General features: G+C 74.1%; 14 protein-coding genes and 1 tRNA gene. 3 read left to right on the top strand and 12 right to left on the bottom strand.

Going from position 1 to position 19,771, the window contains the following annotated elements:
- Window positions 1–257: 257 nt before the first annotated feature.
- A complete protein-coding gene (locus tag J2X59_RS04380) occupies window positions 258–2,384 on the bottom strand; it encodes a DEAD/DEAH box helicase (RefSeq protein ID WP_326495830.1) in 2,127 nt (708 codons plus the stop codon).
- Window positions 2,385–2,860: 476 nt separating this feature from the next.
- Window positions 2,861–4,105: a phosphotransferase enzyme family protein gene (locus tag J2X59_RS04375; RefSeq protein ID WP_311205883.1), complete on the bottom strand. Its 1,245-nt coding sequence runs from the start codon at window positions 4,103–4,105 to the stop codon at window positions 2,861–2,863.
- An 80-nt stretch (window positions 4,106–4,185) separates the two neighbouring features.
- Between J2X59_RS04375 and J2X59_RS04370 the strand changes: the two genes are divergently transcribed.
- Window positions 4,186–5,262 (top strand): FUSC family protein, encoded by a 1,077-nt coding sequence (locus tag J2X59_RS04370; protein ID WP_326495829.1) that lies wholly within the window; start codon window positions 4,186–4,188, stop codon window positions 5,260–5,262.
- 78 nt (window positions 5,263–5,340) lie between these two features.
- Here the strand turns inward: J2X59_RS04370 and J2X59_RS04365 are convergent, their stop codons facing one another.
- On the bottom strand, window positions 5,341–5,826 hold the full coding sequence (locus J2X59_RS04365) for a hypothetical protein (protein WP_326495828.1): 486 nt from the start codon (window positions 5,824–5,826) through the stop codon (window positions 5,341–5,343).
- Between the two features lie 216 nt (window positions 5,827–6,042).
- Between J2X59_RS04365 and J2X59_RS04360 the strand changes: the two genes are divergently transcribed.
- Both J2X59_RS04360 and J2X59_RS04355 read left to right on the top strand, forming a co-directional pair.
- Entirely contained in the window at window positions 6,043–6,720 is a 678-nt protein-coding gene (locus J2X59_RS04360; protein ID WP_066653196.1) for a response regulator transcription factor, read from the top strand.
- Window positions 6,717–8,216: a sensor histidine kinase gene (locus tag J2X59_RS04355; protein WP_271827028.1), complete on the top strand. Its 1,500-nt coding sequence runs from the start codon at window positions 6,717–6,719 to the stop codon at window positions 8,214–8,216. Before J2X59_RS04360 ends, J2X59_RS04355 begins: the two co-directional genes overlap by 4 nt.
- 4 nt (window positions 8,217–8,220) lie before the next feature.
- Here J2X59_RS04355 and J2X59_RS04350 read toward each other — a convergent pair whose 3' ends face one another.
- From J2X59_RS04350 to nadD, 9 genes are all read right to left on the bottom strand, one after another.
- Complete coding sequence (locus J2X59_RS04350; RefSeq protein ID WP_326495827.1) at window positions 8,221–11,634, bottom strand: error-prone DNA polymerase; 3,414 nt, start codon at window positions 11,632–11,634, stop codon at window positions 8,221–8,223.
- Between the two features lie 10 nt (window positions 11,635–11,644).
- Entirely contained in the window at window positions 11,645–13,342 is a 1,698-nt protein-coding gene (locus J2X59_RS04345) for a DNA polymerase Y family protein (protein ID WP_326495826.1), read from the bottom strand.
- The gene (locus tag J2X59_RS04340; RefSeq protein ID WP_326495825.1) at window positions 13,339–14,235 is read right to left on the bottom strand and encodes a hypothetical protein; all 897 of its coding nucleotides are present in this window, start codon (window positions 14,233–14,235) and stop codon (window positions 13,339–13,341) included. The genes J2X59_RS04345 and J2X59_RS04340 overlap by 4 nt, the downstream gene beginning before the upstream one ends.
- 114 nt (window positions 14,236–14,349) lie before the next feature.
- On the bottom strand, window positions 14,350–15,852 hold the full coding sequence (locus J2X59_RS04335) for an anthranilate synthase component I family protein (protein WP_326495824.1): 1,503 nt from the start codon (window positions 15,850–15,852) through the stop codon (window positions 14,350–14,352).
- On the bottom strand, window positions 15,831–16,799 hold the full coding sequence (locus J2X59_RS04330; RefSeq protein WP_326495823.1) for an aldose 1-epimerase family protein: 969 nt from the start codon (window positions 16,797–16,799) through the stop codon (window positions 15,831–15,833). The genes J2X59_RS04335 and J2X59_RS04330 overlap by 22 nt, the downstream gene beginning before the upstream one ends.
- An 82-nt stretch (window positions 16,800–16,881) precedes the next feature.
- Window positions 16,882–16,954 (bottom strand) — tRNA-Ala (locus J2X59_RS04325).
- Between the two features lie 103 nt (window positions 16,955–17,057).
- Window positions 17,058–17,432: a ribosome silencing factor gene (gene rsfS, locus J2X59_RS04320; RefSeq protein ID WP_066653181.1), complete on the bottom strand. Its 375-nt coding sequence runs from the start codon at window positions 17,430–17,432 to the stop codon at window positions 17,058–17,060.
- 139 nt (window positions 17,433–17,571) lie between these two features.
- On the bottom strand, window positions 17,572–19,167 hold the full coding sequence (locus J2X59_RS04315; protein WP_326495822.1) for a hypothetical protein: 1,596 nt from the start codon (window positions 19,165–19,167) through the stop codon (window positions 17,572–17,574).
- A complete protein-coding gene (gene nadD / locus J2X59_RS04310; RefSeq protein WP_326495821.1) occupies window positions 19,164–19,763 on the bottom strand; it encodes a nicotinate-nucleotide adenylyltransferase in 600 nt (199 codons plus the stop codon). Before nadD ends, J2X59_RS04315 begins: the two co-directional genes overlap by 4 nt.
- Window positions 19,764–19,771: the final 8 nt, after the last annotated feature.

Raw genomic sequence — 19,771 nt, 5'->3', positions numbered from 1 at the left:
CCGGGGACGCTGACCGCGCACCCGCCCCCCGGGGGGGGGGGGCCCCCCGGCCCCCCCCCCCCCCCCCCCCCCCCCCCCCCCCCCCCGGCGCCCCCCCCCCCCCCCCCCCCCCGCCCCCCCCCCCCCCCGCTTCTCGTTGTGCGGGAGCACGTCGTGCCGCAACGCGACCGGAGCCGGCGCCGGACGCCGGAGCCGACAACCGGCGCCGGGCGGCGGCCGCCGCGCCGCCTCCGCGAGCGACCGAACGCACTCGGCGCTCAGCCCCCGAGCGCCTCCGTCAGCAGCGCCACCATGGCGTCGAGCTGGATGTCGCCCGAGTCGGCGATCTCCTCGTCGGACCCGTCGAGCGCGCGGGCAGCCAGGGACGCCTTCGAGTCGATGAGCTCGGCGATCTTGGTGTCGATCGTCTGCGCCGCGATGATCCGCCACGCGGTGACGGGCTCTTCCTGTCCGATGCGGTGCACGCGGTCGATCGCCTGCGTCTGCTCCGCCGAGGTCCACGACAGCTCGGCGAGCACGACGTTCGACGACACCTGCAGGTTCAGGCCGACGCCGGCGGCGGTGAGCGAGCACACGATGACGGCGACGTCGGGGTCGTTCACGAACGCGTCGATCTCGGCCGTGCGCTGTGCGGGCGTCTGGTCACCGCGGACGGTGGCGGTCTTCAGGTGCCGACGGGCGAAGACCTCCTCGGCCTGGTCCATCACGTCGAGGTGCTTCGCGAAGAAGACCACCTTGCCGACGTTCGAGGCGAGCTGCGCCGCGTAGTCCGCCGCCAGCTGCGCCTTGGCACGACCGATCCGCCGCACCATCGAGAACACGTTCTCGCCGGTCGACGAGGCGTCCTGGTCCTCGAGCTCCCACCGCGCGACCTGGCGGACGAGCTTGTGGTCGATGCCGACGACCGGGTCCTGCCCGGTGCGGGCGTCGAGCGCCTGGTGGTACCGACGGACCAGCTTCGCGGTGAGCTCGCGCTCGGCGTCGCGGATGGAGCGGCCCTCGTCGCCGTCGAGCTCGACCGGGATGTCGGCGATCCGTCGCGCGGGGATGTCGGCGGCGACGTCGACCTTGCGGCGGCGGACGATGCCCTGGTCGATGACGGCCTTGCGGGCCTCGACGAAGAAGCCGGGGTCCGCCGGGGTGAGCCCGATGTCCTCGAGCTCGTTCATGAGCGTCGCGCGGGGCTTCTTGTCGTCGATCCAGCCGAGGAACTCCCAGATGGTACGGAAGTCCTCGACCGAGTTGATCAGCGGGGTACCGGTCAGCGCCAGGAACAGCGGCGACGACACCCGCGCACGGATCTGCTCGGCGAGCTGCAGCACGAACCGGGAGCGCTGCGACTCCTTGTTCTTGATGAAGTGGGCCTCGTCGACGACCATGCCCTTGAAGCCGAAGGCCCCGAGCCAGCCGGCGTGCCGGTCGAGGATCTCGTAGTTCACGATGACGATGTCGGCGAAGCCGTCCAGGTCGTCCCCGTCGCCGTGGATGACGGTGGCGGTGCGGTTCGGCACCCAGCGCTCGGCCTCGCGCGCCCAGTTGGTCTTCACGACGTTGGGCACGACCACGAGCAGCGGGAAGGCGTTCGCGGCGTCGGCGGCGAGCAGCGACTGCGCGGTCTTGCCGAGGCCGGGCTCGTCCGCGAGCAGGAACGTGCGGTGTCCCTGCGCCGCGGCGGCGACGAGCTCCGCCTGGTGCTTCATCAGCGTGGTGCCGGACCGCGAGTGCAGCGAGGTCGGCTCCGGCAGCGGCATCGACGCCGCGCCACCGCCGGCGCCGTACTCGAACGACTTGAACAGCGGTCCGAACAGCTCCCAGTTCGCCAGGCGACGCGGGTGGGCGACGGGCTGGTCGGCGAGGGCGAAGTCGGGCGCGAGGAAGGGGTTGGCCAGCTGGCGCTGCACGACCGCCTGCGGCACGACCGAGCGCACCGGGGCGTCGACCACCGGGGACGGCTCGGCCGCGATGACGAGGTCCTCGGGCTGCAGTTCCATCCCGCCGGCGATCATCATGTCGCGCTTGACCGTGCGGGTCGCCTCGCTCACCGAGGCCTCCTCGGTCAGCAGCTGGATCACGCTGGTGTCCCGCGCGGCGGTCTTCGCCAGGATCGTGGCGACACCGTCGAGACGCTTGAGCTGCTCGGCGCGCTGCGCGTCGGTGAGGTCCGGGTCGGCCTTGACTCGTGCGCGCTCCTCGCGCATCAGCAGCGCGACCGCCTGGAACTTCGACCGGTTGGACGCCTTCAGCGGTCCGCGCTGCGCCGCCGCCTCCACCTCGCGCACCGCGCGGGCGAGCACCGGGATGACGCCGTCGTTGTCCAGCGGGCGGGTACGGCGCGACGCGGTCCGCGTCCCGCCGGCTGCTCGCCGGGTGCCTGATCGAGCCAACGCTCCTCCTGTTCCGCCCGTTCTCCACGGGCGAGCCGCCGTCGTGGCGGGAAGTCCTCGACCGGCGTCTGGCACGACCCCGGTCCGCGGGCCACCCTGGCCCGCTCGTGCGCCGGTCCCGCCGTGGGACGTCCGGTGGACTCCCGCGGTCCGTGCGGCCGGCACCCCTCGGGTGCTCGACACGACGATCCGCGCCGGGACCCGGCGCCGTCGCACGCACGTGGAGCCCGTCGGACGCCCACGGATCCGGTCCCCACGTCGGTCAAGTGACCGACTGCCACGTCCGGAAACGACGCGGCACGCGACGACACGGTGCGTGCTGGGCTCAGTTTACTCCCGCACCCCCGACGGAGGCGACTCGACGGGACCCGCGCGCGTCGCGCCTCCCGTCCGACCGCGCGGTGGACGGGACGCCACGACGGCCGGGAGGCACTGCCCACCACCACCGCGCGGCCGGCGACCGTCCGACGGCCGGGTCAGACCTGCGGTGCCGACCGCGGACGGAGGGTGCCGGCCGACGGCACCGTCGGCGCCGCCTCGGCGAGCGCCGCACGCGTCGCCGCCAGCAGCTGCTGCGCCGTCCGGATGCCGTTCTCGGACCCGGTCGTCGCCTGCCCACCGGCGTGCGCGAGGAGCTGCGCGCCGATCGCCGGACCGATGCGGTCGGCCTCGGCCGGGTTCCGGGCGACCCAGTCGCGGGCGACCGCGTCGGCGAGCCGCTCCGCCGCTGCCCCGCGCTCGGCGTCCCCACGGGACCGGTGCCACAGGCCGGTGACGACCAGGTGCGCGACGACCGCACCCACGTCGCGGACCGGGAACCCCCAGCCCGCCGTGTCGATGTCCAGCAGGCCGGAGATGCGCCACGGCTCGTCCTCGTCGACGAAGACCTGCTCGAGGTGCAGGTCGCCGTGCACCACCTGCTTGGGGGCGGCGCCCCAGCCGATGGACCGCCGCCCGATGCCGTCGTAGAGCTCGTCGATCTCGGCCGCGTCCTGCGGCAGGGCGGCGACGAGCGTGCGCCGGTGCCAGTCGGCGTGGTCCATCGCGTCCGCGCGGGCCTGCTGCGTCATCGGCACCGTCGCGATCCGGCCGGTCAGGGCGGCGAGGGAGGCGACGAACCGCGGGTCGTCGGCGATCTCGGTGATGCGGCTGCCCGCGGGCACCCCGCGGATGCGCTCGAGCACGAGCAGGCCGTCGCCCCGGCTCGACAGCACCCGCGGGACCGGCAGCCCGGCGGCGACGAACTGCTCGTGGGTCTCGACGATCGGGGCGACGCGGTGCGGGCGGACGATCTTGAGGAACAGCACGCGCTCCGGGGCGTCCACGCGCACGACCGCGCGCTTGCCCGGACGGTAGGCGGCGACCGACAGCGTCGGGTCGGTGACCGGCAGGCCGAGGCCGGCGAGGAGCTCGGCGACGGCGTCGCGGTACGTCACCTGCGGCAGCACCGGGAGGCCCGGGTCGTTCGGGTAGGCCCAGACCGAGACCGGCTCGCCCGTGGCGGGGTCGGTGACGACGGCGCTGTTCTGGTCGTGGGCGCCACCCGTGTCGACGTAGGTCAGGACGGTGGCGCGCTGACCGGCCCGGTCGACGGTGTCGACCTCGTAGCCGTACAGGTAGCCGTTGCCCGACGGCTCGACCGAGTGGGCGCGCGCGGCGACCACGGAGGTCCCGGAGCCGGCGAAGGCCTGCGGGATGATGCGCTCGTGGTTGGGCCACACAGGACCAGTCAACCGTGCCGCGGCGGTTTCGTCGCCATCGTGCACGGCTCGGCGTGCGGCTGGTGGCTACCGTGGTCGTCGTGAACCCGGTCGCGCGCCTCCGCAGTTCCAGCCGCACACCGTTCCTGCAGGTCGTGAAGACCGCGGTCGCGGTGGTCGCGGCGGTCCTGCTCTGCCGTGCGCTCATCGACGGGCCGTTCCCGACCTTCGCCGCGATCGCCGCGCTGCTCGTCGTGCAGCCGAGCATCAACCAGTCGTTCGTGAAGGGCCTCGAGCGCAGCGCCGGCGTGGTGCTCGGCGTCGTGCTGGCGACCGCCTTCCACCTGGTCTTCGGTGACGGCGTCTGGGTCGTGCTCGTCGTCATCGTGCTGGCGATCCTGCTGAGCTGGGCACTCCGTCTGACCCCGACGTCGGCGACCCAGGTGGGCATCAGCGGCATGCTCGTGCTCACCGCGGGGGTCGTCACGCCGAACTACTCGGCCGACCGGGTCCTCGAGACCGTCGTCGGCGCCGTCGTCGCACTCGCGGTGAACGCCGTGATCGTGCCGCCCGTGCTCCTCGAACCGGCGCACCTCGCGGTCGCCCGACTGGCCCGGGACACCGCCGCCGCGTTCGAACGGATCGCGATCGGCCTCACCGAGGGCTGGGACGCCGAGCGGTGGGACGATGCCCTGCGCCAGGCGCGAGCCCTCCGGCAGCAGCACGCCCGCGCCGAGGCCTCGCTCACCGCGGCGGGCGAGTCACTGACGATGAACCCCCGTGGTGGCCGGCACCGCACGATCCTGCAGCGGGACACGACGGTCGCGGAGCACCTCCGCGTCCTGGTCACCCGGGTCACCGGGATGACCCGGGCGATCCGCGACAACACGGCGCCGGACCTCCGGTCGGACCCGGTGGTGGGGAGCATCGCGACCGAGGTCGCGCGCATCGGGGCGGACGTCCGAGCACTGAGCGCACGGGTCGAGGCGACGCGGCTGCACCACGCGGAGCGCGACGGCTTCACGGGCACCGCCGCCGACGAGACGACGGCCGCGGAGCCCGCGCTGACGGCGCCGCTCGAGGTCGTCCGGCCGAACTCGCGGCACTGGGTGCTCATCGGCGCCCTGCTCGAGGACATCCGACGGGTGCGGGAGGAGCTGCTCGGCGAGGACGACTGAGGTCCGCGCGGGCGGTCCGGGCCGCGGCGCGGTGTCCGTGGGGCGGAGGCGCGGGGCGTCGGGCCGGCGCGCGCGGCGTCAGGCCGTGGCGCGGTGTGCGGCGCGACCGGACGCTGCCGGGTGTGCGGCGTCCGCGGCGGGAGCGAGCGTGGGCGATCCCCCGCCCACTGCTGCCGGCACGGACGCGGCGGCCGGCTCGACGGCAGTCGGCTCGACGGCAGTCCGTTCGACCTCGGTCGGCTCCACCGCGGCCGCTGCCTCGACGGCCGTGAGGACGAGTCGGTCCCACAGCGCCGTCCCCGACTCGTGCTCGTCGGAGCGGACCCCCTCGAAGCCCTGGATGGTCGCGACCGCGCGATCGGCGCCGGCCTCGTACGCCGCACGGCTCGCGACGTCCGGCACCGCGCTCAGCAGCTCCGCGACGACCCGCTCGCGGCGGGCGTCCTCCAGCTCGCCGAGCACGTCGATGCCGTGCCGTGCCGCCTCGAGCTCCGCGTGCAACCGGACGATGGCCGGGTGGACGCTGTCGTCCGGACGGTACGGACGGTTCTCCTGATCCTGCATGGTGCCCCCTCGGGACACTGCGTCGGGTACGCCGTGTCCGCTGCGGAGCCTAGCAACGCGCTGCTCGCGAGGCCGATACCCCCCTCTGCGGGACGACCGTTCTGCCCTCGTCCGGGTGGCGTGGCGGGGTCACTGTGACGAGATTCAGCCTCTTCCCACCCGGAACCGCCCACGGACCGCCGTTCCCTGCCACGATGGGGGCCGAGGAGGTCGATCATGCGCCTGTTGGTGGTCGAGGACGACGACGAGATGCGCGCGCTCATGGAGCGTGGGCTCGCGGCAGAGGGGTACCGCGTCACGGCGGTCGAGAACGGTGTCGAGGCGCTCATCGCCCTCGGCGAGCAGGCCTTCGACCTCGCGGTCGTCGACGTCATGATGCCGGGCATGTCCGGCTTCGAGCTCGCCCGCCGGATCCGCGAGCGGGAGGACCCCGTGCGCATCCTGCTCGTCACCGCACGTGACGCCGTCGACGACCGGGTCTTCGGACTCGACGCGGGTGCGGACGACTACCTCACGAAGCCCTTCGCGTTCGCCGAGCTGACCGCCCGCCTCCGCGCGCTCGGTCGCCGCGAGTCGGCTGCCGGGCAGCGGGTCATCGAGGTCGGCGACGTCGCCATCGACTCCGAGGCCCGACGGGTGTCGATCAAGGGGCAGCGCGTGGCCGTCAGCCCGACCGAGTTCGCCCTGCTCCGGCTGCTCGCCCGGTCGGTCGGGACCGTCGTCGACCGCCCGAAGATCCTCGAGGAGGTCTGGGACGGCTCGCAGCACGTGGACCCGAACGTCGTCGAGCAGTACATCTCGTACCTCCGCAAGAAGCTGACCTCGCACGAGGCGACGGTCGCCATCGCGACGGTCCGGGGCCGCGGCTACCGGCTCGACCTGCTCGGGGCGTGACCGGGTCCGCACCCACGACCGGGACGGTCCGCGGCGGACGCGGCCTGCCCCGGCCGCTCCGGGTGCTCTCGCTCCGCGCCCGCATCACGATCGGCTCGACGGCGATCGCGGCGGTCGTGATCCTGCTGCTCGTGCTCGTCATGCGCTTCCAGGTCGTCAGCGTCGTGGCGAGCGCCACCCGCACCCTGCTCGACGCCGACGTCGACCCGTACGTGGCGACGCTCGAGGTCGACAGCGACCCGGACCTGTCCGCACCGGGCAACGCCCAGCTCGTCGCCGTCGTGGCACCCTCGGGCCAGATCCGGCTGTCGACCATGCCGCCCCGGGTCGAGCGGGCGCTCGGCAGCCTGACGTCGACCGAGTCGGGCACGTCGCTCATCACCGTCTCCGGGTCCGAGTACCGCGTCGTCATCGAGCACCCGGTCAACGCCGCCGGACGATGGACCGTCGTCGCCGCACGCAACTCGCAGGCCGAGGCGATCGTGGTCGACGACCTCACCACCACGCTGTCGCTCACCGGCCTCGCGATCCTCATCGCCTTCGGCATCGCGTCGTGGGCGCTCGCCACCGCGGCGCTCCGCCCGGTGAACCGGATGCGCCGTGAGGCCGAACGGCTCTCCGTCGCCCCCGAGCGCGCCGAGCTGCCGGTCGGTCCGGCGCAGGACGAACTGGCCTCGCTCGCCACCACGCTGAACGCCTTCCTCGCACGCACCCGCCAGGTGACCGAACGCGAGCGTCAGATGGTCTCCGACGCCAGCCACGAGCTGCGCACGCCCCTCGCGATCCTCACCACCCAGCTCGACCTGGCGTCGCTCGACGGCGACGACGCTGCGGCGCTCGCGGCGCACATCGACCGTGCCAAGCGGAGCGTCGCCCGGCTCTCGCGGCTCGCGAACGACCTGCTCACGCTGTCGCGCATCGAGGACGCGGAGGAACGCGAGCAGGACGGCGCGCAGCCGACCACCGCCTGGAGCGACCTGGGCGACGAGGTCATGGCCGCCGTCGACCGGGTGCGCCTCATCGCCTCGGCGAAGGACATCACGGTGGACTTCGACCTCGAGCGGACCCCGGACCCGGTCGGAGCGGCGGAACCACGCTTCCGCCTCGACACCGGTGGCATGGCGCAGCTCGTCACGAACACGGCGAGCAACGCGGTCGCCGCACTCCCCCGTGGTGGTGGCGTCTTCGTGTCGTGGCGGGTCGAGGGCGACGAGGGTGTCCTGCAGGTGACGGACGACGGACCCGGTGTCCCGGAGTCGTTCATCCCCGTCGCGTTCGACCGGTTCACCCGACCGGACGAGGCCCGGACGTCGCGCCGCGACCCGGACCCGGCGACGGGCGGGGTGCCGGTGCCGGGCGGCTCGGGCCTCGGGCTCGCGATCGTGCGCGCGATCGCGGAACGGTCGGGAGGAACGGCTGCCCTCCGCAACGTCCGGTCCGGTGGCCTCGAGGTCACCGTGCGCATCCCCGTGGTGCGCGAGCAGACCGGGTCCTGACCGGTCACTGGAAGTCCCGCGACCGGGTCCGCACCGCCAGCGGCAGGTGCTCGATCCGGTCCGCCACCAGGTTCACCACGCCGTCCGGCGACCGCTCCAGGATCCCCCGCACCACCACGGCCGGCGACTCCCGTGCCACCCGCCGGTACCGCCCCCACACGCCGACGCTGCAGATGACGTTCACCAGCCCGGTCTCGTCCTCGACGTTCAGGAACGTGATGCCCGACGCCGTCGCCGGACGCTGCCGGTGCGTCACGATGCCACCCACCTCGACCCGCCGTCCGGTCTCCGCCGTCGCGGTGTCCTGCACGCTGAGCACCCCGCGGGCGCGCAGTCGCGGGCGGACGTGGTGCACCGGGTGGTCGTCGGTCGACATGCCCGTCGACCACATGTCCGCGATCAGGACGTCCCCGCTCGTCATCTGCCCGAACAGCGGCGGCTGCACGGTGACCTGGGTGTCGGGCAGCTGGTCGGGTCGTTCCGCAGCAGCCTGCGCCGCCGACCACATGCCGCTGCGCCGGTCGATGCCGAGCCCGGCGAAGGCGTCCGCCGCTGCCAGGGCCTCGAGCTGCGCCGTCGTCAGCCGGACCCGGCGGGCGAGGTCGGACATGTCGGTGAAGGGTCCGTGCGCCTCGCGCTCCGCGACGATCGCCTCGGCGCTCCGCCGGCCGAGCGAGGCGACCTCGACGAGCCCCAGGCGGACGGCGAAGGCGCCGTCGCGACGGTGCTCCGCGGTGTCGTCGGGCAGCGAGCCGTCGAACGGCAGCACGGGTGGCTGTTCCTCGGCCAGGCACGCGTCGACCCCCGTCGGACCGCCCTCGCCGTCGGGCAGGGGCTCCAGCGTCGCGTCGACCGCCGAGCACAGGACGTCCGGTCGCAGCACCCGCACCCCGTGCCGCCGGGCGTCGGCGACGAGGGTCTGCGGCGAGTAGAACCCCATCGGCTGCGCCCGGAGCAGCGCCGCCAGGAACGCTCCCGGGTAGTGCAGCCGCATCCAGGCGCTCGCGTAGACGATGAGCGCGAAGCTGATCGAGTGGCTCTCCGCGAACCCGAAGTTCGCGAACGCCTGGATCTTGGCGTAGATCGTGTCGGCGTCCTCGCCGTGGATGTCGTTCGCCGCCATCCCCGCGTAGAGCTTCTCGCGCAGCCGCTCGATCTTCTCGAGGCCACGCTTCGAGCCCATCGCCCGGCGGAGCAGGTCGGCGTCGTCCCCGGAGCACCCGCCGACGGCGATGGCCATCTGCATGAGCTGCTCCTGGAAGAGCGGGACCCCGAGCGTCCGCTCGAGCACGGGTTCGAGCGACGGGTGGATGTACGTGATCGGTTCCTCGCCCGTCCGGCGCCGGATGTACGGGTGCACGGCACCGCCCTGGATCGGACCGGGACGTACGAGCGCGACCTCGATCACCAGGTCGTAGAACCGCCGGGGCAGCAGCCGCGGGAGGGTGCCCATCTGTGCGCGGGACTCCACCTGGAACACCCCGATCGTGTCCGCGCGGCAGAGCTGGTCGTAGACGCCCTGCTCCTCCTTCGGGATCGAGTGCATGTCCCAGCGCTCCCCGCAGTGTTCGTCGGCCAGGTCGAACGAGTACTGCAGCGCCGCGAGCATCCCGAGCCCGAGCATGTCGAACTTCACGAGCCCCATGAAGGCGCAGTCGTCCTTGTCCCACTGCAGCACGGTCCGGCCGTCCATGCGGGCGTGCTCGATGGGCACGACCTCGCCGACCGGCCGGTCGGTGAGCACCATGCCCCCGGAGTGGATGCCGAGGTGCCGTGGGAACCCGAGCACCTGCTGGGCCATGTCGACCACGGTGTCCGGGATGTCGTGGTCCTGGCTCTCGGTGACCGACCCCCACCGCTCGACCTGCTTCGACCACGCGTCCTGCTGCCCGGGGCTGTGCCCGAGCGCCTTCGCCATGTCCCGCACGGCGCCCTTCGGCCGGTAGGTGATGACGTTCGCGACCTGCGCCGCGTTGAACCGTCCGTACTTCTCGTAGACGTACTGGATCACCTCCTCGCGCCGGTCCGAGTCGAAGTCGACGTCGATGTCGGGCTCCTCGTCGCGCATCGCCGACAGGAACCGCTCGAACGGCAGTCCGTACCGGATGGAGTCGACCGCGGTGATCTCGAGCAGGTAGCAGACGGCCGAGTTCGCCGCCGAGCCGCGTCCCTGGCACAGGATGCCCCGCTGCCGGGCGTACTGCACCATGTCCCGCACGATCAGGAAGTACCCCGGGAAGTCCTTGTCCGCGATGACGGACAGCTCCCGCTCGATGCGTTCACGCTTCTGCGGGTCGACACCGTCGGCGCTGCCCGGGTAGAACCGACGGGCGCCCTGCCAGGTGAGCTCACGCAGCCACGACATCGTGGTGTGCCCCTCGGGGACCTCGACGTCGGGCAGCCCGGGCTTGGCGGTCCGGAGCCGGAACCCGAGCTCGTCGGCCAGGTCGACGCTCGTCTCGACGGCGCCCGGCCAGCGCGCGAATCGCGCGGCCATCTCGGCACCGGACCGCAGGTGGGCGGTCGGGGCCGCCGGCAACCAGCCGTCGATCTCGTCGAGGCTGCGCCGTGCCCGCACGGCCGCCAGCGCGGTCGCCACGGGGAAGCGGTCGGGGGTCGCGTAGTGCACGTTCCCGGTCGCCACGACGGGGAGTCCGTGCCGTGCCGCGAGCGTCGCGAGGACGTCGTTCCTGGCGGTGTCGAGCGGTTCCCCGTGGTCGGTCAGCTCGACGACCACCCCGGCCGTGCCGAACCGGTCGAGCAGCGCACGCAGGGCCTCGTCCGCCGCCGACTCGCCCCCGCGCTCGAGGGCCTGGCGGACGGTGCCCTTCCGGCAGCCCGTGAGGACCCGCCAGTGTCCGTCGGCCTGCGCTGCGAGCTCGTCGAGGTCGTACTGCGGCCGCCCCTTCTCGGCCCCTGCTGCCAGGTTCGCCCGCGTGACGGCCGCGGCGAGCCGGTGGTAGCCGTCCTGCCCGTCGGCGAGCAGCAGCAGGTGTGTGCCCTCCGGGTCGGGGACGCCGTTCTGCGGTTCGGTCAGCCCGAGGGACAGCTCGGTGCCGTACACGGTCGTCACGGTCGGGTACGCCTCGGCCACCTCGGCCATCCGGGCAGCGCCGTAGAACCCGTCGTGGTCCGTCAGCGCCAGGCCGTGCAGGTGCAGGCGTGCGGCCTCCTCCACCAGGTGCTCCGGACCGCTGGCGCCGTCGAGGAAGCTGAAGGTCGAGTGCGCGTGCAGCTCGGCGTACGGCACGACCGGGGCGTCGTCGTCGGCGGCGGGGGTCGGCGGGACGTACCGGGACCGCTTCCGTGACCAGGCCGGGCTGTCCCCGCCGTCGCCGGCGTGCGCACTGTCCGGCCGCTTGTCCGACAGGGCGCGTTCGAACTGCGACCACGGGATCGGTGGGTTGCTGTAGCCCATCAGGTCTCCTTCACGTCGCGACCGCCTCGGCCCACCACCGGTGGTCGGCGAGCACCAGGTACCAGGCCCGGCCGTCGTCGTCGACGACCTGCAGCCGGTGCAGTCGCCGCCCGCCGGCCTCCCACCAGCGCACGACGAGCGGCCACGGCCCCGCCCACGCGGTCACGGACGCGAACCGGCCGCCCCGCTCGCCCTCGGCCCGGAACCGCTCCGGCACCGCGGTCAGTGCGCCACGGTCGTCGACGTCGACGGTGTCGCCCCCCGCAGCGACGACGTCCACCGAACGGGGTCGCTCGAGCACGGTCGCGGGTGGCGGCCCCGGGAGCCTGCCGGGCCACGGCCGGTCGCGGACGGTCGCCAACGCCCGCTCGCCGCCGACCGGGGCGTCGCCCCACGGCACGAGCACGACGCGCTCGGCCAGCGTGCGGCCCCCGCCGATCCGCGGGGTGACCACGCCCTCGTGCCCGACGAGCCCCTGCACCCGGGCGAGGGCGTGGTGCACCCGCTCGTCGGGTCCGGTCCCCCAGAGCCCACGCTCGTGGTTCGACGCGTCGTCGACCGCGACCGGCTCGAGCACCACCTGGACCACGGGCGCCTCGAGCCCGGAGGGGTCCACGCCGCCGGCGAGCTGCCAGCGCACGCGGTCGACGACGTCGGCGGCGTCGAACCAGCGCGGGTGCACCCAGGTCCGTTCGAGCAGGAGGTCGCGCTCGTCGACGATGCCCACCCGGATCGTGGTCGCGACGAGTCCGGCCGCGCGCAGCCGTGCAGCGAAGTCGTCGGCCGAACGGCGGAAGGCGAACGCCACCTGGTCGGCGCGGTCGAGCGGTGGCTCGAAGGACGCCTCGACCCGGAGCTCCGGCGGAACCGCCCGCGCTGCGACCTCGCGCGGGTCTCGACCGCCCGCCAGCCGGTGCAGGAACGCCCCGGCGACACCGAACCGGTCGCGCACCTGCTCGTCGCCGAGCGCGGCGAAGTCGCCGAGCGTGGCGATGCCGAGCCGCCCGAGCACCATCGCCAGGTCCGGGTCGCCGAGCACGCCGAGCGGCAGGTCCGCCAGGAACGGGGCCGAACCGCCGACCGGCACGATGCGCACCCGCTCCCCCGGGCGCACGGGACGCGACCGCGCTGCCTGTTCCGCCGCGAACGGGGTGTCCGCCACCCCGGCACGCACACCGGGCGCACCGTGGTCGGCGGCGATCCCGGCCAGCGTCGCCGCGGCCGCCCGCTCGCCGCCGTAGTAGCGCGCAGGCCCCCGGGAGCGCAGGGCGATCGTCCCCGGTCGCAGGACCTCGACCCCGGGGACCGCTTCCTCGATCGCGCGGATGACGGGTTCGAACGCGCGGTGGTCGAGTGCGTCGTCGTAGGGCTCGACCACGAGTTCCGGGCAGCGCGCCTGGGCCTCGCGCACGCGGAGGCCCCGCACCACCCCCTGCTGCCGGGCACTGGCCGAGCTGGCGAACACCACCCCCTTCGCCACCAGGGCGAACGGGTGCTCGGGCGGCGACCCCGCGGCCCGGGCGGCGGCGATCACCGGCCAGTCCGGGCACCAGAGCACGATCGTGCGCGCAGGCGGTGGTTCCGGCAGGGCGCCGCCACGGGCCAGGGCATCGGCACGCACGGCCGCCTGCCCCGGCACCCCGGCGCCGGCGGTCCCCCTGGTCGTGCCGCGCGGCGAGGCGGCACGGGCCCGTCCCCGCGGGCTCATGACGCCACCGCGACCGGGCGGAGCACCCGGGACTCCCCTGCGCCGTCGACGGCCGCGCTGCCGACGCTGCCCGGAGCGCCCGTGTCCGTCCCACCGGCCCGGGCGACCAGGGGCGCGGCGGGTCGCACCGCACCGTCCGCCGCCGGGAGCAGCAGGTCGGCGCTGACGGGTCGACCTGCTCCCGCGCGGCCGGACGCCGTCACCGTGGCACGCCGCTCCGCCAGGTACCCGTGGCCGTCGCCGATGCCGGTCCACACCGAGCCGCTCACCCGCAGCGTGACGTCGGCGCCCGGCCAGGTGCCGAGGGCGACGAGCGCTCCACCGCGCTGCCGCAGCCGCGCGGACAGCCGGGAGACGTCGCCGGGCACGACCCGGCCGAGCGGTCGCGTCAGGACGATCTGCGCCACGTCGGCGAGGGCCGCGGTCACCGTGAGCCACTGGTCGCCCGGATCGGGCACGAGCACGAGTCGTTCGAGGTCGATGCCCATCGCCGCCGCCGCCTCGACCCCGAAGGACGGCACACCGACCACGGCGCACCATGCTCCCTCGGCCGAGGCCGCCTGCAGCATGGTCATCGCGAGCAGCACGGACTCCTGCACGGCGTAGGAGCCACCGACCCGGATCGCGCCACCGGGCAGCAGCGATCGCAGGGCGTCGGCGGTGGGGAGCCCCTGGACGTCGACGCGGGGTGCTTCCATCTCGGACACTCGGGAGCGCAGCGACGTGATGCGTTCGAGCGCCGCCCGGGCGTCCCCCAGGTGGTCGACGCGCCGGGTCGGTCGGGACGCCCCGGAGCGGCCCCCGGGGCGAGCGGGACCGTCGGGCCCGGTCGCCCCCTCGGGCCCGGGCGACAGGAGTGCCGCCGCCGTCTGCATGCCCTCATATTCGAACATGTGTTCGATGATGTCAACCGGGTCCGACATCCGGTGGACAACCGCTTCGAACACCCGTTCGACACGCCCGACCGGTGCCGGGACGCGGTACCGACCCGCGCCCGGACACCCCGCTCACCAGCGGGCCGAGACCCCCAGTGCTCCGAACACCGACCGGGTCTTCGTCTCGACCTCGTCCGCCTCGTCCGACGCGACCGACGACCACGTCACCGCGCCTCCGGCCCCGAACGTCCGGAAGCGTTCCGCTCCCCGGTCGTCCAGCACCGTCACCAGTGTGCGGATGGCCACCGACAGGTCGACCGCACCGTCCGCGGAGAAGTAGCCCACGACCCCCGAGTACACGCCCCGCGGTGCCCCCTCGAGCCGGTCCGCGATCGCCATCGCGCTGATCTTCGGCGCCCCGGTCATCGACCCCGGCGGGAACGCAGCGCGCACGAGCGCTGCACGGGACGCCCCGGCCGGCAGCACGGCGGACACCGTCGACACGAGCTGGTGCACGGTCGCGTAGGTCTCGACGTCGCAGAGCCGCTCGACGTGCACCGACCCGGGCACCGCCGAGCGGAGCAGGTCGTTCCGCAGCAGGTCGACGATCATGACGTTCTCGGCGCGGTCCTTCGGGCTCGCCGCGAGCGCCGCGCGCGCCGTGGCGTCACGTCGCGGGTCCGGGTCACGCGGGCGCGTGCCCTTGATCGGCTCGGCGACGACCGTGCCGTCGGCACCGACCCGCAGGAACCGCTCCGGCGAGCGGCTCGCGACCCGCAGCGTGCCGAGTCGCAGGTAGGCGCCGAACGGGACGGGGTCCGCCCGCCGCAGTCGCAGGTACTCGACCAGGTGCGGGTCCGTGGCGGGCGTGAGCAGGGCCTCCCGTCCGGATGCACCGACCGCGAAGGCGGTCGTGAGGCACACCTGGAACGCGTTCCCCTCACGGATCTCGGCGCGGCACGCCTCGACCGCTGCCTCGTACGCGTCGCGGGACACGCGCCCGTCCGCACCGGCCTGGAGGCCCGTGGTGCCGTCCGTCGCGTCGGCGGACGGCCGCCCCGTGTGCGGCCCCGCGAGCCACGCCCGGTTCGCCGCACTGGCCGTCGGTTCGTCGTCGGTCACCAGGGCGAGCGCCCAGGCACGACCGTCGGCGTGCACGACGAGCGCGCGGTCCACGAAGCGCAGGTCGGCGTCCGCGTGTGCCGCGGTGCGGTCGGGGCCGCCGGACTCGCGACCGAGCTCGTACCCGAGGAACCCGACCCAGCCGAGCGCGAACCCGCAGCCCGGCACGGGGGCCTCGAGCGGCGGGGTCCGGGTCAGCAGGTCGTCGAGCACGGTGAAGGCGGCACGCGCCTCGGTGCGGGACGGCCCGAACCACCGCTGCGCGGCGGACGGGACCTCGAGCACCGCGTGTCGGTCCTCGTGCCGGAACCGCGTCGCGAACGGCCCGTCCGTGTGGGCGAGGACCGACCACCGGGCGCGTCCACGAGCGGCCTCCGGCGCACCCTCGGGCAGCCCGGAGTCGAGCCAGACGACGTCGGAGCCGGTGGCAGCCGCCAGCGCACCGAGGTCCGGGGCGACGTCGAGGCGACGCGCGAGGACCCGCGCTCGGGTCAGACCGCGGCGATCGTCCACGAAGCGGCGTGCGCGGCACCGGGTGCGAGCACGACGAGCCCGGACTCCTCGCCAGCGTTGAAGGCGTCCGGCGCGCAGGTCATCGGTTCGACCGCGAGGCCGACCCGGTGGTACTCCGGCACGACGTGGTCAGCGGTGTGCACCTGCGCCCAGCCGCACTCCGGCCCGAAGGACACCCGGACCCCGTGGCCGTCCGCCGCGGTGAGCACGATCGTCGCCAGCCCGTCGCCGTCACGGTCGAACCCGGTGAACGCGTGGTCGATGAAACGGTCGCCGATCGCGGTCGCGGTGCGCAGGTCGAACTCGTCGTGCACGGGGACGGTGCCGGTCGGCACGAGACGGTCCTCGGTGACCTCGAGCACCTCGGCGGCGGGCAGGGTGAGGGTCCAGTCGTCGACGCGACCGGCGCCGGCGACGAGGTACGGGTGCGGTCCGGTCCCCCACGGTGCCGCGTCCCCACCGGTGTTCGTCCCGGTGACGGTCGTGTGCAGTCCGTCGGCGTCGACGCGGTACTCGACGAGCACCTCGACGCGGTACGGGTACCCCTCCTGCGCGGGGACGGTCGTGGCGAGCACGGCACGGTCGGGCTCGTGGGCCACGATGCGGAAGTCGGTCCAGGCGACGAGGCCGTGCAGCGCGTGGTGCCGCTTCGGTTCGGTCAGGGCGAGCTCGTGGTCCTGTCCACCGAAGGTGTACCGGCCGTCGACGACCCGGTTCGGCCACGGGGCCAGGACGGCGCCGCGGAAGGCCGGACGGACCTCGTCGGCGGCGAACGGGACGACCAGGTCGCGTCCGTCGGCGCGGAGTGTCCGGAGCGACGCCCCGACCGAGGCGATCTCGGCGGTGTACCCGCCGGCGGTGATCGTCAGGGCAGACCCGGACAGCGGGGATCCGGCCAGGTGGGGACCGGTCGACTGGGAACCGGCCACGGGGGCGTCGTTGCTCATGCGCAACAGCGTACTGGGGTGCGGAAGCCCGCAACGACGAAGCCCCGCCGGGTGTCCGGCGGGGCTTCGTCGTGTTCTTCGGTGGATCTGAGGGGACTCGAACCCCTGACCCCCTGCATGCCATGCAGGTGCGCTACCAGCTGCGCCACAGACCCAGATCGTGTTGCTCCGTGCCCCCGTTCCCGGCGGCACCATGAAAGCGTACACCACGCGAACGCCGGGTGACGAAATCGTCTCCGCCACCCGGGCGCGTCGCGTCTACGCCGTGTGGTCGACGGGCAGCTCGAGCGGGATCGTCGGGCAGTCCGACCAGAGGCGCTCGAGCGAGTAGTACTGACGGTCTTCCTCGTGGAAGACGTGCACGACGATGTCGCCGAAGTCGATGAGGACCCAGCGGCCCTCGGTCCGGCCCTCGCGTCGGAGCGGCTTGGCGCCGGCAGCGATCAGACGGTCCTCGACCTCGTCCGCGATGGCGAGGACGTTGCGCTCGTTCCGGCCGGTCGCGAGCAGGAACACGTCGGTGAGCTGCAGCGGCCCGGTCACGTCGAGGGCGACGAGGTCTTCGGCCTGCTTCGCGTCGGCCGCCTGGGCGGCGATCTGCACGAGTTCCAGTGCGCGTGAGGAGGCGGTCACGGAGTCCTTCCGGTCGTCGGCACCGCGCTCTGCGGGTCCGTGTGGTGGGTCCTGATCATAGGCCACCCCGCCGACAGCGGCCAGGCCGGTGGGCCGGGACGGACGACGGGGCGACGTTCGACGAGGGGTCGGCGGGCGGTCAGCCGCCGAGGTGGGTGGTGAGCAGGGCGACGATGATGACCCCGGCGGCCGCCAGGCCGACGGCGCCGACGGTGACGCCGAGGATGACCGGGGTCCGGGACTCCTTCGGCTTCGCGGCGGCGAGCACGACCTGACGGGTGGACGTGTGGCTCGAGACCGCACGGCTCGCCCGGACGGGGCTCGCGTCCGTCTCCGGCTGCTCGTCGTGCTGCTCGAGCAGACGGTCGACCTCGGACCCGTCGATCGGTCGGTGCGACCCGGTGGAGGACAGCGACGCGGGCAGGTCGATCGAACCGGTCAGGATGACCTCTCCCGTGGCGTTCAGGGCCCCGGTCGGGTCGGCCAGTGCCGAGTTCGGCAGCACGATCGAGTTGGTGTCCTGCACCGCGACGCGGCGCGTGCCCGTCACGTCGTGCACCTCGGTGTCACCGGCGTCCCGCGCCTGCTGGGTCCAGTGACCGGCCGGCGGCTCGAAGGCCGTCGTGACCGGCTTCGGCTCGGGGCTCCGACGGAACGCGGCGGGGACGCGGGGGGCGTCACCGACGGCGTCGGCGCCGTCGTCGGGACGGGAATCCGTCGCCGGCGTCGGGCGCTGGATCGGGACCTCGTTCGTGTCGTCGTCGAGCGACAGCGGGAAGACGACGGGCGTCGAGGACGAGGGCATCCGCGCCGACGACGGTGCCACTCGGGCGGCATCGTCGTCCGCGGCACCGTCCGAGCGCCGTGCGTCGTCGGTCTGGCCGTCGTCGGTGGTCTGGCCGTCGTCGGTGGCCCGGGCGTCGCCGGTGGTCGGGGCGTCGTCGGTCTCCGGCGGCGCCCAGGTCGTGCGGTGGCGTCGGGGTTCCTCGGCGTGCGCCGCGGCCTCGCTCAGGGGCTCGATCGCGTCCGGGGAGCCGTCGGCCTCGGTCGCCTGGGCCACCGCAGCGGCGTCGAGCATCTCGGTCTCGGCGGCAGGCTCCTGACCGGGTGCGTCCGTGGCGTCGCCGGTCCGGTCCGTCGCCTCGGAGGCGTCGACGACCGGGGTCGGGGCGAGCGGGACCTGGGCGGACCGGACCGGGTCCTGCGCCGAGGTCGGACGATCCGCGGACGCCGGGACCGGACGCGGCGGGGTCGACGACCCGCGGTCTGCCGAGGCCGGACGCGGACGCTCGGTGTCCTGGTCGAGGTGACCGACCGACCCGATGACGTCCTGGACGGTGCGGTCGGAGGACTGCGGGGTCGGCGCGCGCAGCGGCACGGGCTGCACCGCCTGCCCCTCGGCCTCGCGCATCAGGCGGAGCTGACGACGGGTGAGGCCGCCGGTCCCCGGCACGATCTCCGTCGCCGAGGCCGGAGCCGGGGTGAGCGGGAACACCGCGCCGGCGGGCTGCGGGGCAGGAGCGGAGTCGCCGGAGGCGGGACGGGCTGCCGACTGCGCGGGGCCGCTCGGCGACGGCGCGACGTGCGAGCCCGGTCGCCGACGGGCCTCGGACTGGTCGGACGGTGCTGCGACGGTCGGCGGCGGGGTGACCGGCTGCCCGCCGGCTGCGGCGGCACGCTCCCGCTCGCGCGCCTCACGCCGCGAGAGAGGCGGCTGCGCGTCGGACGAACTCATGCAACGCTCCGATACAGGTGGTGCTTGGAGATGTACTGGACGACCCCGTCCGGGACCAAGTACCACACGGGGTGGCCGCGCCTGACCCGGTCGCGGCAATCCGTCGAGGATATCGCCAGTGCAGGGACTTCGAGCAAGCTCACGTCTCGTTCGGGGAGTCCGGTGATGCTCAGGTCGTGGCCCGGACGGGTGACCGCGACGAAGTGCGCGAGGTCCCAGAGGCCATTATGATCCTTCCAGTCGAGGATCTGCTGAACGGCGTCCGCGCCCGAGATGAAGACGAGCTGCGCATCCGGTCGCTGGTCACGCAGGTCGCGGAGCGTGTCGATCGTGTAGGTGGGCCCCGGACGGTCGATGTCGACCCGGCTGACCGTGAACATCGGGTTCGACGCCGTCGCGATGACCGTCATCAGGTACCGGTGTTCGGCGTCGGTGACGTCCGACTTCATGTACGGCTGACCGGTGGGGACGAAGACGACCTCGTCCAGGTCGAAGGCACGCGCGACCTCGGACGCCGCCACGAGGTGCCCGTGGTGGATCGGGTCGAACGTGCCGCCCATCACGCCGATGCGTGGGCGCCCCGTGCTCTCGAGCATCGAGCGGC

Origin of the sequence: Curtobacterium sp. 260, assembly GCF_030803485.1 — a bacterium.
Classification (GTDB): Bacteria; Actinomycetota; Actinomycetes; order Actinomycetales; family Microbacteriaceae; genus Curtobacterium.
This window is presented reverse-complemented; position numbering and strand designations above follow the sequence as displayed.

Bases quoted from the DNA above. Each gene is read 5' to 3' on its own strand.
- J2X59_RS04315 (WP_326495822.1), bottom strand. From the start codon at position 19,167: ATGAGTTCGTCCGACGCGCAGCCGCCTCTCTCGCGGCGTGAGGCGCGC.
- J2X59_RS04340 (WP_326495825.1), bottom strand. From the start codon at position 14,235: ATGTTCGAATATGAGGGCATGCAGACGGCGGCGGCACTCCTGTCGCCC.
- J2X59_RS04365 (WP_326495828.1), bottom strand. From the start codon at position 5,826: ATGCAGGATCAGGAGAACCGTCCGTACCGTCCGGACGACAGCGTCCAC.
- J2X59_RS04360 (WP_066653196.1), top strand. From the start codon at position 6,043: ATGCGCCTGTTGGTGGTCGAGGACGACGACGAGATGCGCGCGCTCATG.
- J2X59_RS04345 (WP_326495826.1), bottom strand. From the start codon at position 13,342: ATGAGCCCGCGGGGACGGGCCCGTGCCGCCTCGCCGCGCGGCACGACC.
- J2X59_RS04350 (WP_326495827.1), bottom strand. From the start codon at position 11,634: ATGGGCTACAGCAACCCACCGATCCCGTGGTCGCAGTTCGAACGCGCC.
- J2X59_RS04330 (WP_326495823.1), bottom strand. From the start codon at position 16,799: ATGAGCAACGACGCCCCCGTGGCCGGTTCCCAGTCGACCGGTCCCCAC.
- nadD (WP_326495821.1), bottom strand. From the start codon at position 19,763: ATGCTCGAGAGCACGGGGCGCCCACGCATCGGCGTGATGGGCGGCACG.